Origin of the sequence: Bacillus cereus group sp. Bc031, from assembly GCF_027716265.1 — a bacterium.
In the GTDB taxonomy this organism is placed as follows: Bacteria; Bacillota; Bacilli; order Bacillales; family Bacillaceae_G; genus Bacillus_A; species Bacillus_A paranthracis.
In genome coordinates this window covers 1-14,999 of the sequence record NZ_JAQFUL010000003.1, presented here as the reverse complement: position 1 = coordinate 14,999, position 14,999 = coordinate 1, and the positions used below count along the sequence as shown (strand labels likewise).

Genomic DNA, 14,999 nt, shown 5'->3' with positions numbered 1-14,999 from the left:
ATGTTATCGCTATTGTAGAATATAGAAGTGAACATGAAGTGAATTTTTAATGTTTTTTCCTGTGAAATGTAAAAAAAGTACATCAACAATATTGTTGATGTACGATGGAATCAAAGGTGATCGGTCTTTTTGGAATAAGCACGCTTACCTTGCTCTATATTCTTTTGTTCTTGCTCATTTTTTTGCGCGCGTTTTGCATTATTATCGCGTGCTTTTTTGTCGTTATCACTCGTATGTGGCATATGTATCAACTCCATTTCTAAACGTTGTACGTTTATCATTTCCTTTTTCGTAAAGACTATGTATAGCAGTGTATTCATGAATAATGAAGGTGGATTGGAAATGGATTTGAAGTTGAATTATACCGAACTTATAAAGAAGTTAATCGTTGTAATCGTCGCAGGTTTGTTAAATGCGATTGGAATGAATTTATTTTTAACGCCAGCGAAAGTGTATGCAAGTGGCTTTGCTGGATTGTCTCAATTGCTATCACAAATATTAGGTGATTTTTTATCTATTCACATATCAACCGGGGTATTATTTAGCTTGTTTAACATTCCAGTCGTTATTTTAGCATGGAAAAAGGTTGGAAAGGCCTTTACTTTCTTTAGTTTTCTTTGCGTTATCTTTATGACTATGTTTTTAGAAATTATTCCAGTTAGAGCAGTTTCAAACGACATCATATTAAATGCGATTTTTGGTGGGCTTATTTCAGCAATCGGGGTAGGGATTGCGTTGAAGTGGGGGGCTTCTACAGGTGGTTTAGATATAATCGCCATGATTTTATCAAAGATTAAAGACAAGCCTGTCGGTACGTATTTTTTCTTCTTTAATGCACTGATCATTATCGCTGCCGGCTATGTGTATGGATGGGAAAAAGCATTATATACTTTAGTGACTTTGTATGTGTCAACGCGAATCATCGATGCAATTCATACGCGTCATGTGAAGATTACGGCATTAATCGTTACGAAGAATGGGGCGGATGTACGAAAGGCGATTCACTCACGCTTAGTGAGGGGGATTACAACTATACCAGCAACTGGTGCTTATACGAATGAAAATAAGGAAATGTTAATGATTGTTATTACCCGTTACGAACTGTACGAATTGGAGAGGGTTATTAAACAAGTGGACCCAGGTGCATTTACAAACGTACTGCAAACAGTTGGGGTGTTCGGATTGTTTCGAAAAGATTAAAGAGGACCAAAGCTGGTCCTCTTTTTTAATGTGCATTCGTAATGTTTTGCAACTGCTCTTGCATTTCACGTAGCTGAACTTTTTCAGCAGTTGAAGAATTTGCGTAAGCGGATTGCAAAGCATTTTTTGCTCTATATACGAGATCTTGTTGCTCGACGCCGCTTGAACAAGATACAGCATTTGCAACAGCATCTCTAGCTTGTTGAAATAGTAAGTTCCCCATTTAGACCCCTCCAAAAGAAGAGTTACTTCTCGCTTTTTCTGCCTCAGCTAATGTACCTCGGTACGGGAATCTTGCATCATGCTTCATAACAGCATCGGCTCCTTGTTGGATAAAACGTTTTGATTTGTTCTTTTTACCCATTCGAAAAACCCCCTTTATTTAGCTGAAAACAATCGACGCGCTGACTTGTGCGTCTAATGATAGTATGAGCGTTTGGCGAGAAACTATAAGCAGGGAATTTTTAGATTACAACCCAAGAACCTCTTCTAAATATAGTGCAATACCATCTTCTTCGTTCGTTAGCGTCGTATGGTTTGCGAGTGATTTTAATTCAGGGATGGCATTTCCCATTGCGATGCCGTGACCAGCAAATTCAATCATTTCAAAGTCGTTATCTTCATCACCGAAAGCGATGATTCGCTCTTGTGGAATGTTATAATGACTAGAAATTTTTTGTAGTCCAACAGCTTTATTTAATCCGCTTTTTACAATTTCAATAATCGGCCAAGGTGCGCCCCACTTTCTATGGTCGATTACCTCAGCGTGCATATCAGTTAAATGTTGACGAATTGCACTGGAATGCTCGTCATGTGCGTCAATTAATAAGCAAGTTGGATGATCATTTAAAATATTTAATAAGTCTCCTGTAAAAATGTTTGGAGAACCGAATTCGAAAATATGTTTTTTATCTTCATCAATTTCACGTACATACACATCGTCCATTACTTCAGCGTATATGTTTTTTACGCCAAAATCAAAGCAAGCCCGGACAATTTCTTGCGCTGTTGCTAGCTCAAGAGGAGAGTGATGTGTGCCCCACTTTGAATCAAGAGGGTGATGTACGTAAGCGCCATTAAAGTTTACGATTGGTGTATTTAGACCAAGTTCTTTATAGTAATCATAACTAGCGCGGAATGGACGTCCTGTTGAGATAACAACAATATGTCCTTGTTCCTTTGCTTTTGCAATTGTATGTTTCGTTCGAGTGGAAATTATTTTGTTGTCTGTTAATAAAGTGCCGTCTAAGTCTAGTGCGATTAAATGTTGTTTGTTCATAATTTCACCTCTTATAATATTTTTTTGTTTTTATCTGTATTTCCGTTTTTTAATCTGCAGAAATAAGAGGTTAGACTGGGTGAGACCACCAAAGATGGAAAGTTCACTATATATCCATCTTACGTCGCAAAGTGCTGCGGTGTCTACTATTTCTCGTTGGAAATTAAGAAAAGTCAACATCTTTTTAGAAAGTTCAAACAATGTTTCTTTCATTATGGACAAATTGTGAAAAGGGTTACATTGATCGTATGGTGAGGCTTATAATGAACATGTAATCTTCTCGTATATGTTTGACTCTCCTTTGAAACTGGCCTATAGTAGGTTGGTTTCTTTTTTTTCTACAAATAGGAAAGAAATCCCTGCTTTAAGCTTGTGTCATTCATGTATATGTACAAGAACGAAATGTAGTACCTGTTTCCTAAACATGACAGAAAAGCTTTCTTTTAAAATGGATATACTAATGAGGCAAAGACGTCATGGAAGGAGAATGGAAATGGGACAAAATCGCAGGTTTCGTTCTGGACAAAAAGCGCCGAATGATGGCATTTACGTAGAAATTGGTGAAACGGGAAGTATGGTAAAAGACCCGCAAATGGTGAAACTAACTGCTGGTGAAAAGTTTCCAGATAACACAAATCATAACCGCCAGTGGACATATAAAAGAAAACCGTAACAGAAGCCGCAATCATTATTGCGGCTTTTTTGTCGTTACACATTTTAATTTCATTTACTGTATATTTTTCAGTTGTATCATGCATGCTCCTTTTTTCTTTTTCAAATAATAAGTTTGAAAATACATAAGCAAAATTATTGTATAAAAAAGTCAGTTGGCGTATAATCAAATCAAAGGTCAAAGAAAGTCAAACATTTGGAGGACTGTAAAGATGGACTTAAATCAAATGACAACAAAAACACAAGAGGCGATTATGAGTGCCCAATCTTTAGCGGTATCTCATCACCATCAAGAAGTAGATACTGTTCATCTCTTGTTTACATTATTAGAAGAGCAAGATGGGTTAGCAGTACGTATTTTTCAAAAAATGAACGTCGATATAGAAGCATTAAAACAAGGCGCCGAAAATTTAATTAAGAAAAAGCCTTCCGTAACGGGGAGCGGTGCAGAAGCAGGTAAATTATATATAACAGGTGCTCTGCAACAACTACTTGTAAGAGCAGGAAAAGAAGCAGAGAAATTGCAAGATGATTACATTTCAGTGGAACATGTATTACTTGCTTTTACTGAAGAAAAAGGCGATATAAACCAATTATTTACAAGATTTCATATTACGAAAGATAACTTATTACAGTCTTTAATGACAGTTCGGGGGAATCAAAGAGTGACTAGTCAAAATCCAGAAGCAACTTATGAAGCGTTAGAAAAATATGGTCGTGATTTAGTAGCGGAAGTAAGAGCGGGGAAAATTGACCCTGTTATCGGCCGCGATAGTGAAATTCGCCGCGTAATCCGCATTCTTTCACGTAAAACGAAAAACAACCCAGTTTTAATTGGTGAACCAGGTGTTGGTAAAACAGCAATCGTTGAAGGGTTAGCACAGCGTATTGTGAAAAAAGATGTACCAGAAGGCTTAAAAGATAGAACAATCTTTGCATTAGATATGAGTGCGCTTGTAGCTGGAGCGAAATTCCGCGGTGAATTTGAAGAGCGTCTCCAAGCTGTATTAAATGAAATTAAAAAGAGTGAAGGACGCATTTTATTATTCATTGATGAACTTCACACAATCGTCGGCGCTGGTAAAACAGAAGGTGCAATGGATGCAGGAAATATGTTAAAACCGATGCTTGCGCGTGGTGAACTGCATTGTATCGGGGCGACGACGTTAGATGAATATCGTAAATATATTGAGAAAGATCCAGCGCTAGAAAGACGTTTCCAACAAGTATTAGCAGAAGAACCAACTGTTGAAGATACAATTTCCATTTTACGTGGTTTAAAAGAGCGCTTTGAAATTTATCATGGTGTAAATATTCATGACCGCGCAATTGTAGCAGCATCAGTTTTATCAGATCGATATATTTCGGATCGTTTCTTACCGGATAAAGCAATTGATCTTGTTGACGAAGCGTGCGCAACAATTCGTACAGAAATTGATTCTATGCCAACAGAATTAGATGAAGTAACGCGTCGCATTATGCAGCTGGAAATTGAAGAAGCAGCTCTTGGAAAAGAGAAAGACTTTGGTAGCCAAGAACGTCTAAAAACATTGCAACGTGAATTATCGGATTTAAAAGAAGTGGCAAGTGGCATGAGAGCCAAATGGGAGAAAGAAAAAGAAGATATTCACAAAGTTCGTGACTTACGTGAACATTTAGAGCGTCTGCGCCGTGAATTAGAAGAAGCAGAAGGTAATTACGACTTAAATAGAGCAGCGGAACTTCGCCACGGAAAAATTCCTGCAATTGAAAAAGAGTTAAAAGAAGCAGAAGAAATGGGCGCGAATAATAAACAAGAAAATCGTTTATTACGTGAGGAAGTAAGTGAAGAAGAGATTGCTGATATTGTTTCACGCTGGACTGGTATTCCTGTCGCAAAACTCGTTGAAGGTGAACGTGAGAAATTATTACGATTAGAGCAAATTTTATCAGAGCGTGTTATCGGACAAGAAGAAGCGGTAAGCCTAGTATCAGACGCAGTTCTTCGTGCTCGTGCTGGTATTAAAGACCCGAACCGTCCAATTGGTTCCTTCATCTTCTTAGGACCGACTGGTGTTGGTAAAACAGAACTTGCAAAAACGTTAGCGCAGTCTTTATTTGATAGTGAAGAGCAAATGATTCGTATTGATATGTCTGAGTACATGGAGAAACACGCTGTGTCACGCTTAATTGGTGCACCTCCTGGATATGTTGGATATGAAGAGGGCGGTCAATTAACAGAAGCAGTAAGACGTAAACCGTATTCTGTTATTTTGTTAGATGAAATCGAAAAAGCACATCCAGAAGTATTCAATATTTTATTACAAATGTTAGATGACGGACGCGTTACAGATTCGCAAGGACGTACAGTAGACTTTAAAAACACAGTTATTATTATGACGTCAAATATTGGATCTGCTCATTTATTAGATGGATTAGAAGAAGATGGCTCAATTAAAGAGGAATCAAGAGAACTTGTCATGGGGCAATTAAGAGGACATTTCCGACCAGAGTTTTTAAATCGTGTCGACGAAATTATTTTATTCAAACCTCTTACAACGAATGAAATTAAAGGTATTGTTGATAAAATTGTAAAAGAATTACAAGGCCGTTTAGCTGACCGTCATATTACGGTACAATTAACAGACGCAGCGAAAGAGTTTGTTGTCGAAGCTGGCTTCGATCCGATGTACGGAGCTCGTCCATTAAAACGATATGTACAGCGTCAAGTTGAGACGAAATTAGCGAGAGAATTAATTGCAGGAACGATTACTGACAATAGTCATGTAGTTGTTGATGTAGAAAATAACGAATTAGTCGTTCATGTGAAGTAAAACAAAAAAGAGTTCGGATAAAATCCGGACTCTTTTTTTAGTGTTGTTCTACTGGCTCGTTTGGAATTGCAGCTGCAATTGCTAGTACGAATACCGCAAGAACAACTGAGAAAATAGACGCTTGGTTAAAATCGTATGTACCGCCAGTTATAGAGCCGATTACGTAGCTCATCATATGTACAAGCAAGAACGACCAAATTAATGCCCAAATGAAACGCATATTTTACACCTCTATTCGTTCAATCTGTCCTTATTGTAACACAATTGAAAAATGAATATAGAAAAATATTTGTAGATTTTTCAACGCAAATTTGCATTCCGTTCATACATTATAAAAGAGTACTTTTATACGTTTAGAAAATAAGGCGGGGGAAAAATGAGTATTACGGAACGTTTTTTTTACTTAGAAAAAGAACCATGTGTCATTTATTTACCGGAGAAGCCAAATGGATTTTCTGTCATGCTTCTAGGTGATTACAACTACTTTATTGAGAATGGTACAAGTTTATGGACACAGCATGCGGGTAGATCTTATTTTTTACATGGCCTTATTGAGGAAGGCTATACGGTCTTTTCTTCTAATTTATACGGAAGACATTGGGGAAACGATCAATCTGTTCGTCTAGCAAAACGCCTATATGACGTTGTTCTGAGAAAAGAGACATTGAATGCGAAAATGCACATTATGGCAGATGGTATGGGGGCACTTGTAGCACTTGAAATGATGAACAAATACCCTGAATGTATACGTTCTGTCATTATGTTAAATCCGTGTTTAGATTTACCAGAATATGTGGAGTTTGAGAAAGAGCATAAATTTTTTTACAAGAGACTCTTGAAGGAATTAAGTTTAGCGTATGATGCTAAAGAAGAAGAATTAGAATCGAAAATAAATAAGAAATCATTTACGCTTCTTCCGTCTTGTGTACCTGTTAAAATTTTTGTATCAACACAAGAAAAAAGAGGAAGAAAACAGTTGCTACGTAAATACGAGAAAATGAGGCAATTGAACCAATGCGATACTTCTGTCTTATTCCATCTGCAAGATGTGAAATATAAAATGGTTAGGCAAACGACTGATTTCTTTAAAAAATATGAAGAAGAATTGTGAAGCTCCCATATACATAAATGAGGAGCTATTTGTTTCAAGGAGAAAGGGTGGGTGGTATGGAACGCGTGCTAATTATAGGTGCACTTACGTTTGTAGGTTATCACCTTGTGAATAAAATGATTGCAGAAGAAGTAGAAGTATATGGTCTTGATTTTGATGAATTCGATAGTATGACAAAAATTAATGAAGAGAAGTTATTGTTAATTGGGCGAAATGCGTTATTTACGTATTATTCGATAAGAGATGAAGACGGATGGAGATCCGTAGAGGAAGAGAAATTTGATGCCGTTTACTTTTGTCTGTATGAGCCTAACCAACAAAGTGGCTTTCGAAATGAAAGAGTTATATTACAGTATTTAAAGCGAATGATAAGACTGTGTGAAGAACATAAAGTGAAGTTAAATCTAATTTCTTCTATTGAAGTAGGAAACGTAGATGAGTCCGAAAATAAACGTCTATTTGCGAAAGTGGAAGAAGGATTGAAAAAAGGAGAGGTACAATATAGTGTATTTCGAGTTCCTACATTATATGGGCCATGGCAACCATCTTTTATGATGTATCATCAGCTCATGTTATCAGAACTGGGTGAGAAAGAGTACCATTATACAAGTGAGGAAAACGCCAGTGATCTACTGTACGTTGAAGATGTATGTGAATACTTATGGGAAAATGGCATGAACGAGGAATATCTCGGTATATATAATTTACTTAGTGGTAAAAAATCATTATGGAAAAAAGGTATGAACCTTTTACGTACAGAGGATAAAGTGAAAAAAGAGAATCTGGAAGAAAGAGATGGAACAGTAGAGGTTATTTCGATAAAAAGAAATACTCCGTTAGAATACGGTTTAAATAAACAATTGGCACATATGAAAAAATATAAAGAGTTATACGAAGGATAGAGAGCGTGTTACACTATGTATGTGAAAGTTTTAATGGAGAGGAAGAACATAATATGAATGAGAAAAGCATGCAATTTTTACAAATCGCAATGAAGCATTTACCAGAAGCAAAGGCCATTTTAGATGATAATGGAATTGCGCTTGATATGGAGAAAGCTCAACCAGTATTAGAGTTATTGATGAAAGTTATGAACGAAGCATATGAGCTTGGGAAAGCAGATCAAGAATAAAAAGCATAAAAAGAATAAAAAGCATCTTTTGAGATGGAAGAGAGGCCCGAACCGTGGATAGAAGCGGTCAGGGCCTTTTTATATTTCGAAAGAACAGGTAAAGGTATGTTTCCGTTTCTTTTCATAAACAATAAGGTGAATAATGCGTTCGCTTTATGTTTTAGCAGAAATATATTCTAGACAAAAATACATTTATGTTTTAAAATTAGTACCAAGTCATAATAATTGATATAAAACGGAGGGCTGCGATGTGAACGTGGGCATTTTAGGGATCGGAAGATATGTGCCGGAAAAAGTAGTCACAAATCACGATTTAGAGAAAATAATGGATACATCCGATGAATGGATTCGTACGAGAACAGGTATTGCGGAAAGACGCATTGCCGATGATACAATAGATACTTCATATATGGCCGTAGAGGCTTCTAAAAAAGCACTTGAAGATGCAGGGATTAGCGGAGAGGATATCGATCTTATTTTAGTAGCAACAGTAACGCCAGATCGTGCTTTTCCAGCAGTAGCTTGTGTTATTCAAGAAGCGATTGGCGCAAAACATGCAGCTGCAATGGATTTAAGTGCAGCATGTGCTGGTTTTATGTACGGAATGATTACAGCGCAGCAATTTATTCAAACGGGAACTTATAAAAATATACTAGTAGTTGGTAGTGATAAACTATCTAAAATTGTAGATTGGAACGATCGAAATACAGCAGTACTATTTGGAGACGGAGCCGGTGCGATCGTAATGGGAGCTGTTTCAGAAGGTAAAGGCGTTCTATCTTTCGAATTAGGAGCGGACGGAAGTGGCGGTAAGCATCTTTATCAAGATGAGTATGTTATGATGAATGGCAGAGAAGTCTTTAAATTTGCTGTTCGTCAACTTGGGGATTCTTGTCTTCGCGTTCTAGATAAAGCTGGTCTTACGAAAGAAGATGTGGATTTCTTAGTACCGCATCAAGCGAATATTCGTATTATGGAATCTGCAAGAGAGAGATTAAATTTACCACAAGAAAAAATGAGTATGACAATTGAGAAGTTCGGTAATACATCAGCTTCTTCCATTCCGATTGCAATGGTAGAGGAATTGCAAAACGGACGTATTCAAGATGGTGATTTAATTATACTTGTTGGTTTTGGTGGCGGATTAACATGGGGAGCAGTCGCTCTTCGTTGGGGTAAATAAGGACTGAGAGAAAAAAAGGAGTGTATTTTGTATGGAAAAAAAGAGGGTCGTAATTACAGGATTAGGAGCTGTTACACCGGTCGGTACAGATGTTGAAACAGCGTGGGAAAACATTAAAAAAGGTGTATCTGGAATCGGACGACTTACAAGAATTGATCCGGAACTATTTCCAGCAAAAGTAGCAGCAGAAATTAACGATTTTGAAGTCGAGAAATATATTGATAAAAAAGAAGCGCGTCGTATGGATCGCTTTACACAATATGCAGTAGCAGCAGCGAAAATGGCAGTTGCAGATGCAAAGCTTGAGATTACAGAAGAAAATGGACCTCGAATTGGTGTATGGATTGGTTCTGGTATTGGTGGTATGGAAACATACGAAGAACAATTTAAGATTTTTACTGAGAAAGGCCCGCGCCGCGTGAGCCCATTCTTCGTACCGATGATGATTCCAGATATGGCAGCAGGCCAAGTATCAATCGCAACAGGAGCAAAAGGAATTAACACTTGTTCTGTAACGGCTTGTGCATCTGGTGCAAACTCAATTGGTGATGCGTTTAAAGCAATTCAGCGTGGTGATGCTGATGCAATGATTACGGGCGGGGCAGAGGCGCCGTTAACAAGTATGGCATTCGCAGGATTTAGCTCAGCGAAAGCATTAACATTCAATGAAGATCCAGCAACAGCTTGCCGTCCATTCGATAAAAACCGTAGTGGTTTCGTAATGGGTGAAGGTTCAGGTATTTTAATTCTTGAAGAATTAGAGCACGCATTAGCTCGTGGTGCTCACATTTATGCGGAAATCGCTGGTTACGGTGCAACTGGTGATGCATTCCATATTACAATGCCAGCTCCTGGCGGTGAAGGCGGCGTGCGCGCAATGCGTCAAGCTTTAGCGGATGCAGGTCTACAGCCAGAAGATATTGATTACATTAATGCGCATGGTACAAGTACGGATGCGAATGAAAAGTATGAAACGATGGCAATTAAAGAAACGTTCGGAGAGCATGCGTATAAAGTAGCAATCAGCTCAACGAAATCAATGACAGGTCACTTATTAGGAGCAGCTGGTGCTGTTGAAGCGATCTTCTCTATTAAATCAATTACAGACGGAGTAATTCCTCCAACAATTAACTATGAGACACCAGATCCAGAATGTGACTTAGATTACGTACCGAATAATGCGAGACATCAAGAAGTAAACGCGGTGTTAAGTAATTCATTAGGATTCGGTGGTCATAACGCAGTATTAGTATTTAAAGCGTATAAATAATAGATGAGATAAGGAGTTTTTTCGCGATATATTGCGAAAAAACTCCTTATTTATTTTTACGTCTTTTTCTCTTTTTGCATATACATAAGAAAAAGGAGGGATAAAGATGGGGGTTGTTGAAACTGCTGAGTGGTTACATCTATATTATGGACGGCCAGAAAAGCTGTGTGAGAAGTTTACGAAGTATATCCCGCTGCCAAAAGAAAGGTTGTATCGCTTTTTAATTTCTAAAGGTATGTATCGCCCTGTTATGCGAGGAGAACGAGAAATTAAAGAGTTAGAGAAAAAGGAAGTTTGGAAAGAGTTACGTGCAGAGTATGAGAAACTGAAAAATTGGTTAAAAGGTCCAGATGTCCCTGTCTTTATTCTATTATCAGATTCCTATAATCGAACTGTACAAGAAGAGTATAACGGCAGGGCTGGATTATCTATGCGTCACGTTATTTTCTTATTCGTATGTGGACGGAATTCGGTGGAAGAATTAAAAGTGCTATTGGCGCATGAATATCATCATATATGCAGGTTGCATCAAATTGAGACGAAAGAAACGGAATATACATTACTTGATACGATGATTATGGAAGGGTTAGCTGAGCAAGCGGTAACGGAAAGATATTCAGAAAAAAACAATGCACCGTGGACGACGTATCTTTCAAAAGAAGAGGCTATATATTATTGGAAAAACGTTGTATATGAAAGAATAAGTATAAAGCGAGGAACAAGGGAGCACGACATCTTATTAAATGGATTTCACTCTTATCCGAAGATGCTTGGCTATGCGCTTGGATTTCATATTGTCAAAGATTGTGTAACTTTGGAAGGAGAAGATACACTTTCTTTATTACCTATAGATGCAAAAGAAATATTGAATAAAGCAAAAACATTTCATATATAAAAAAACAGGAGCTCTCTTTCCTGTTTTTTTAGTATTAATAGAAGAAAAAATAATAATTAGAATATATTTCCTTAGGTGGAATAAAGTAAAGAAAAATTGAACATAATGATGGATACAAACAGTAGTGAAGTGAGGGGTAGTGAATGTTATATCTACATGATGTATGGGTAAATTGGTTTGAAGGTGAAGAAAATGGGTATAACGTTTGTCATTTTTACGAATGGCGGAAAGATGATACGATTGAGCTATTAGATCAAGTGCCATTATTAAAAGTAGATTCCACATTATATCATTACATCGAGAACGAATTGTTAGAGCTTCCGCAAAAAATGTTGGAAGACGTACATCATAAGGCTTATATTCGTAAAAATCATGAACGTTTGCAGCAAGAGTATTGCTTTGTAGTTACAGATGGAAAAGGAATTATTGCAATCGATACAATTGGTTACAATGTGCCAATTCGAAAGAGCAGACTTATACCGCGCCAAGAGCAGATGGTATATGAGATGGTAGAAAACGTACAAGCAGAAAAGTATGAGTTCCAAGTAGAAGAAATGGAAAAAGAACATCATATTTTATCACCATCACCTTTCATTATGAATGGCTTAACTCGTAAAGAAAGACAGCTTAAACAATTATTATTTATGGCGTTAGATCAATTACATACAACGAAAAACACAGCAGAAATTCGCTATTGGTTCACAGAGTGGGATCCATCAGCATACGGAATGGTTCAACATATGGAATTTGAAGATATTTGGGCTAAGCTGTATGATGAAGCGAAAGCAGGTTGGTCTGAGAAGCACGAACAATTATGCGAGCGTCTCGTAAAAGGACAGCCATTTTTTGAAAAGTTATGGGAAATGGAAAACGAGCAAAAGGTAAATTAAAAAACCGCCGATTGGCGTTTTTTTTTATTTGTTGTAGTCTAGCTCCAGCGGCAAGAATGTTCGGTGGCTTCGCGCCTTCCTGCGAGGCAAAAAACGCCTCTACGTCAGGAGCTCCATCCCCCTCACATTCTAAGCGAGCCGCTTCTGCTTTATATGAAATCCAGCTCCAGCGGCAAGCTCTTCGTGTCTAAGAACCTTCCGCATAAGAAGGCAAAAAGCGCCTTTTATGCGAAAGAACCTTAGCCAGTCAGAGCTGAACGAGCCGCCTCCGCTTTATATGTAATCTAGCTCCGGCTCCTAACCCTTCGCGTCTAAGAACCTTCCCCACAAGAAGGTAAAAAGCACCTTCTGTGGGAAAGAACCTTAGCCGTCAGGGCTAAGCAGTCGCCTCCGCTTTATATGTTACCTACGTTTTCTGCTTAGTCCCATTGCGTTTTCTACTTTGCGTAGTTGTTTGAATGCGACGCGGTTTGCTTTTTCGGCACCTTTGTCTAGAATTTCGTCTAGTTCTGGTGAGTTGATTAGTTCGTTATATTTGTCTTGGATTGGACGAATTGCCTCTACGACTACTTGCGCTAAGTCGCCTTTGAAGTCGCCATATCCTTTTCCTTCGTACATTGCTTCAATTTCTTCAACTGTTTTTCCAGAGAATGAAGAGTAGATTGTTAATAAGTTAGAGATGCCAGGTTTGTTTTCTTTATCAAATTTCACGATACCTTCAGAATCAGTTACAGCACTTTTAATTTTCTTTTCAATTGTTTTTGGTTCATCAAGCATGCTGATCATTGATTTTGGATTCGGATCAGATTTACTCATTTTTTTCGTAGGCTCTGTTAGTGACATAACGCGAGCTCCTACTTTTGGAATGCGAATTTCAGGAATTGTGAATACTTCACGGAAGCGTTTGTTGAAACGCTCTGCTAGGTCACGTGTTAATTCCATATGTTGCTTTTGGTCATCACCAACAGGCACGATTTCAGTGTTGTAAAGTAAAATATCAGCAGCCATTAATGGTGGATACGTTAGTAATCCAGCTGGTACTGAATCTCTACCTGACGCTTTATCTTTATATTGCGTCATACGCTCTAATTCTCCAACGTAAGCAACTGATTGCATAATCCATCCTAGTTGAGCGTGTGCCGGTACTTCTGATTGTACAAATAACGTAGCTTTTTCAGGATCGATACCGCATGCTACATAAAGTGCAGCAAGACTGCGGATGTTTTTACGAAGCCCGACGGGATCTTGAGGCACTGTAATCGCATGTTGATTTACAATACAGAAATAACAGTCGTGTTCGTTTTGAAGCTCTGTAAATTGCTTCATAGCCCCTAAATAGTTTCCAAGTGTAATCGTTCCACTCGGCTGAATACCAGAAAAGATAACTGACATAAGTAATTCCTCCTAAATTTGAATGCGTGATAGGGAAGAGAAGGCAAACAAAAAAGCCCATTCATCCCAAAAAACTATAGGGACGAATGGACCGCGGTACCACCCTAATTATTTCACTACTGTGAAATCTCTCTAATCCATAATAACGTTTGGATATAACGCCAAAGCCTACTACTTTCGGTTCGGTTTGGAGCTCAAAAGCCCATTCCATACTGTACAATTACTTGTTCACACCAGCCACAAGCTCTCTGAAATTGCCTCAATATGTACTCTTCTTTATCATCGCATACATATAAATTTATTTATTGTTACTTGAGCTCTTTTATGAAAGAACTAAAGTTTTATAACAAAATGTTTTGCAGATTATTATATCATATGGGATAGTGTTTGCAAACTACATCAAAATAGTAAAGCTAATGAAGGTCGAGAACAACCCAAGAACGATACCGGTAATGCAAATTGGATACGTCCATTTGAATGAATATGTTTTATAAATACGTTCTTTCTTATCGACAGGTTCCTCTACTTCTTCAATTAAAGAGTCGATTTTTTTGTTCGTACAAAATACTCTTTGGAAGGCGTAAATTGTTACATTAAAAAATCCATTTTGAAATATGAATAAAAAACCGCCTATAAGAATAAAAAATAGTGCGATATAGAACGAGATGTTGACAAAATTCAACAAAAACTGCGATGAAACAAGGAATGCGCCAATACTAGAAGCAATTATCGCTATGAAAATTAGTATACAAGTATGAAAAAAAAATTTATTCAAAATGTTCCCCTCCGTCAAAATATTACTAGAATTATTATACTATAAAAGCTATAATATGTACTAGAACTAATTTTTTGAAAATTATACGCAATTAAAGGTCTGATTGCAAGATGATGGTAGCAATGTTAACGTATCCCTTTACAAAAAAATAAAAAAATAAACATTTTATTAAAAATTTTAACAAAAAAACAAAAAACTATATTCACAATTGTTATATTATATGTATAATGAAAATTGTAGAAACTTGGAGATTATTCTTTCAATTCTACTTTTTTACAAGTGAGGGTACAGGAAGTGCAATTAGGGGAGGCAACACATGCCCATCAACTTAAGAATTTTCACTACCCCCAAGTGACAAAAAACGTTATTCTTTCTAAAAAGCTAGCT

Annotated in this window: 17 protein-coding genes and 1 other annotated feature; of the genes, 10 read left to right on the top strand and 7 right to left on the bottom strand. The window is 37.4% G+C overall.

The window, feature by feature from the left end:
- Positions 1–110 precede the first annotated feature (110 nt).
- Positions 111–242 (bottom strand): DUF3941 domain-containing protein, encoded by a 132-nt coding sequence (locus tag PDQ33_RS02120; protein ID WP_001120845.1) that lies wholly within the window; start codon positions 240–242, stop codon positions 111–113.
- Positions 243–342: 100 nt separating this feature from the next.
- On the opposite strand from PDQ33_RS02120, the gene PDQ33_RS02115 reads away from it, so the two are divergent.
- Positions 343–1,200: a YitT family protein gene (locus PDQ33_RS02115; RefSeq protein ID WP_000364453.1), complete on the top strand. Its 858-nt coding sequence runs from the start codon at positions 343–345 to the stop codon at positions 1,198–1,200.
- 25 nt (positions 1,201–1,225) lie between these two features.
- Here the strand turns inward: PDQ33_RS02115 and PDQ33_RS02110 are convergent, their stop codons facing one another.
- The 3 genes from PDQ33_RS02110 to PDQ33_RS02100 all read right to left on the bottom strand — a co-directional run bounded on the left by PDQ33_RS02110 (position 1,226) and on the right by PDQ33_RS02100 (position 2,479).
- Complete coding sequence (locus PDQ33_RS02110; protein WP_000527400.1) at positions 1,226–1,423, bottom strand: DUF3813 domain-containing protein; 198 nt, start codon at positions 1,421–1,423, stop codon at positions 1,226–1,228.
- On the bottom strand, positions 1,424–1,564 hold the full coding sequence (locus tag PDQ33_RS02105) for a hypothetical protein (protein WP_000516816.1): 141 nt from the start codon (positions 1,562–1,564) through the stop codon (positions 1,424–1,426). It abuts the gene before it with no gap.
- Positions 1,565–1,669: 105 nt separating this feature from the next.
- A complete protein-coding gene (locus tag PDQ33_RS02100) occupies positions 1,670–2,479 on the bottom strand; it encodes a Cof-type HAD-IIB family hydrolase (RefSeq protein WP_001041235.1) in 810 nt (269 codons plus the stop codon).
- Positions 2,480–2,972: 493 nt separating this feature from the next.
- On the opposite strand from PDQ33_RS02100, the gene PDQ33_RS02095 reads away from it, so the two are divergent.
- Both PDQ33_RS02095 and clpB read left to right on the top strand, forming a co-directional pair.
- Complete coding sequence (locus PDQ33_RS02095) at positions 2,973–3,152, top strand: YjzC family protein (RefSeq protein WP_000531421.1); 180 nt, start codon at positions 2,973–2,975, stop codon at positions 3,150–3,152.
- A 211-nt stretch (positions 3,153–3,363) separates the two neighbouring features.
- A complete protein-coding gene (gene clpB, locus PDQ33_RS02090; RefSeq protein WP_061131539.1) occupies positions 3,364–5,964 on the top strand; it encodes an ATP-dependent chaperone ClpB in 2,601 nt (866 codons plus the stop codon).
- 37 nt (positions 5,965–6,001) lie between these two features.
- On the opposite strand, the gene PDQ33_RS02085 is transcribed toward clpB, so the two are convergent.
- Complete coding sequence (locus PDQ33_RS02085) at positions 6,002–6,184, bottom strand: YjzD family protein (RefSeq protein ID WP_270754576.1); 183 nt, start codon at positions 6,182–6,184, stop codon at positions 6,002–6,004.
- A 156-nt stretch (positions 6,185–6,340) separates the two neighbouring features.
- Here PDQ33_RS02085 and PDQ33_RS02080 point away from each other — a divergent pair, with 156 nt between their 5' ends.
- The 7 genes from PDQ33_RS02080 to PDQ33_RS02050 all read left to right on the top strand — a co-directional run bounded on the left by PDQ33_RS02080 (position 6,341) and on the right by PDQ33_RS02050 (position 12,445).
- Positions 6,341–7,075, top strand: a complete 735-nt coding sequence (locus PDQ33_RS02080; RefSeq protein WP_000028699.1) for a hydrolase — start codon at positions 6,341–6,343, stop codon at positions 7,073–7,075.
- A 29-nt stretch (positions 7,076–7,104) separates the two neighbouring features.
- Positions 7,105–7,977, top strand: coding sequence for an NAD-dependent epimerase/dehydratase family protein (locus tag PDQ33_RS02075; protein ID WP_270754574.1), 873 nt, complete (start codon positions 7,105–7,107; stop codon positions 7,975–7,977).
- A gap of 53 nt (positions 7,978–8,030) precedes the next feature.
- Positions 8,031–8,207 carry a ComZ family protein gene (locus PDQ33_RS02070; protein WP_009879752.1) on the top strand — a complete coding sequence of 59 codons (177 nt, stop codon included), beginning with the start codon at positions 8,031–8,033 and terminating at the stop codon, positions 8,205–8,207.
- 250 nt (positions 8,208–8,457) lie between these two features.
- On the top strand, positions 8,458–9,390 hold the full coding sequence (fabH, locus tag PDQ33_RS02065; RefSeq protein WP_001100536.1) for a beta-ketoacyl-ACP synthase III: 933 nt from the start codon (positions 8,458–8,460) through the stop codon (positions 9,388–9,390).
- A gap of 31 nt (positions 9,391–9,421) precedes the next feature.
- Entirely contained in the window at positions 9,422–10,660 is a 1,239-nt protein-coding gene (fabF, locus tag PDQ33_RS02060; RefSeq protein ID WP_000412651.1) for a beta-ketoacyl-ACP synthase II, read from the top strand.
- Positions 10,661–10,766: 106 nt separating this feature from the next.
- Positions 10,767–11,555 carry a DUF2268 domain-containing protein gene (locus tag PDQ33_RS02055; protein WP_000539323.1) on the top strand — a complete coding sequence of 263 codons (789 nt, stop codon included), beginning with the start codon at positions 10,767–10,769 and terminating at the stop codon, positions 11,553–11,555.
- 143 nt (positions 11,556–11,698) lie between these two features.
- The gene (locus PDQ33_RS02050; protein WP_061131542.1) at positions 11,699–12,445 is read left to right on the top strand and encodes a YjbA family protein; all 747 of its coding nucleotides are present in this window, start codon (positions 11,699–11,701) and stop codon (positions 12,443–12,445) included.
- Positions 12,446–12,847: 402 nt separating this feature from the next.
- Here the strand turns inward: PDQ33_RS02050 and trpS are convergent, their stop codons facing one another.
- Positions 12,848–13,837, bottom strand: a complete 990-nt coding sequence (trpS, locus tag PDQ33_RS02040) for a tryptophan--tRNA ligase (RefSeq protein WP_000110985.1) — start codon at positions 13,835–13,837, stop codon at positions 12,848–12,850.
- A gap of 75 nt (positions 13,838–13,912) precedes the next feature.
- Positions 13,913–14,129: a binding site (T-box leader), on the bottom strand.
- Between the two features lie 102 nt (positions 14,130–14,231).
- The gene (locus PDQ33_RS02035) at positions 14,232–14,612 is read right to left on the bottom strand and encodes a DUF3899 domain-containing protein (protein WP_270754570.1); all 381 of its coding nucleotides are present in this window, start codon (positions 14,610–14,612) and stop codon (positions 14,232–14,234) included.
- Positions 14,613–14,999: the final 387 nt, after the last annotated feature.

What these genes read in the sequence shown, in the direction of transcription:
- PDQ33_RS02120 (WP_001120845.1), bottom strand. Translation starts at nt 242, where the DNA reads ATGCCACATACGAGTGATAACGACAAAAAAGCACGCGATAATAATGCA.
- PDQ33_RS02085 (WP_270754576.1), bottom strand. Translation starts at nt 6,184, where the DNA reads ATGCGTTTCATTTGGGCATTAATTTGGTCGTTCTTGCTTGTACATATG.
- PDQ33_RS02115 (WP_000364453.1), top strand. Translation starts at nt 343, where the DNA reads ATGGATTTGAAGTTGAATTATACCGAACTTATAAAGAAGTTAATCGTT.
- PDQ33_RS02095 (WP_000531421.1), top strand. Translation starts at nt 2,973, where the DNA reads ATGGGACAAAATCGCAGGTTTCGTTCTGGACAAAAAGCGCCGAATGAT.
- PDQ33_RS02080 (WP_000028699.1), top strand. Translation starts at nt 6,341, where the DNA reads ATGAGTATTACGGAACGTTTTTTTTACTTAGAAAAAGAACCATGTGTC.
- trpS (WP_000110985.1), bottom strand. Translation starts at nt 13,837, where the DNA reads ATGTCAGTTATCTTTTCTGGTATTCAGCCGAGTGGAACGATTACACTT.
- PDQ33_RS02055 (WP_000539323.1), top strand. Translation starts at nt 10,767, where the DNA reads ATGGGGGTTGTTGAAACTGCTGAGTGGTTACATCTATATTATGGACGG.
- fabF (WP_000412651.1), top strand. Translation starts at nt 9,422, where the DNA reads ATGGAAAAAAAGAGGGTCGTAATTACAGGATTAGGAGCTGTTACACCG.
- clpB (WP_061131539.1), top strand. Translation starts at nt 3,364, where the DNA reads ATGGACTTAAATCAAATGACAACAAAAACACAAGAGGCGATTATGAGT.
- PDQ33_RS02070 (WP_009879752.1), top strand. Translation starts at nt 8,031, where the DNA reads ATGAATGAGAAAAGCATGCAATTTTTACAAATCGCAATGAAGCATTTA.
- PDQ33_RS02100 (WP_001041235.1), bottom strand. Translation starts at nt 2,479, where the DNA reads ATGAACAAACAACATTTAATCGCACTAGACTTAGACGGCACTTTATTA.
- PDQ33_RS02105 (WP_000516816.1), bottom strand. Translation starts at nt 1,564, where the DNA reads ATGGGTAAAAAGAACAAATCAAAACGTTTTATCCAACAAGGAGCCGAT.
- PDQ33_RS02110 (WP_000527400.1), bottom strand. Translation starts at nt 1,423, where the DNA reads ATGGGGAACTTACTATTTCAACAAGCTAGAGATGCTGTTGCAAATGCT.
- PDQ33_RS02050 (WP_061131542.1), top strand. Translation starts at nt 11,699, where the DNA reads ATGTTATATCTACATGATGTATGGGTAAATTGGTTTGAAGGTGAAGAA.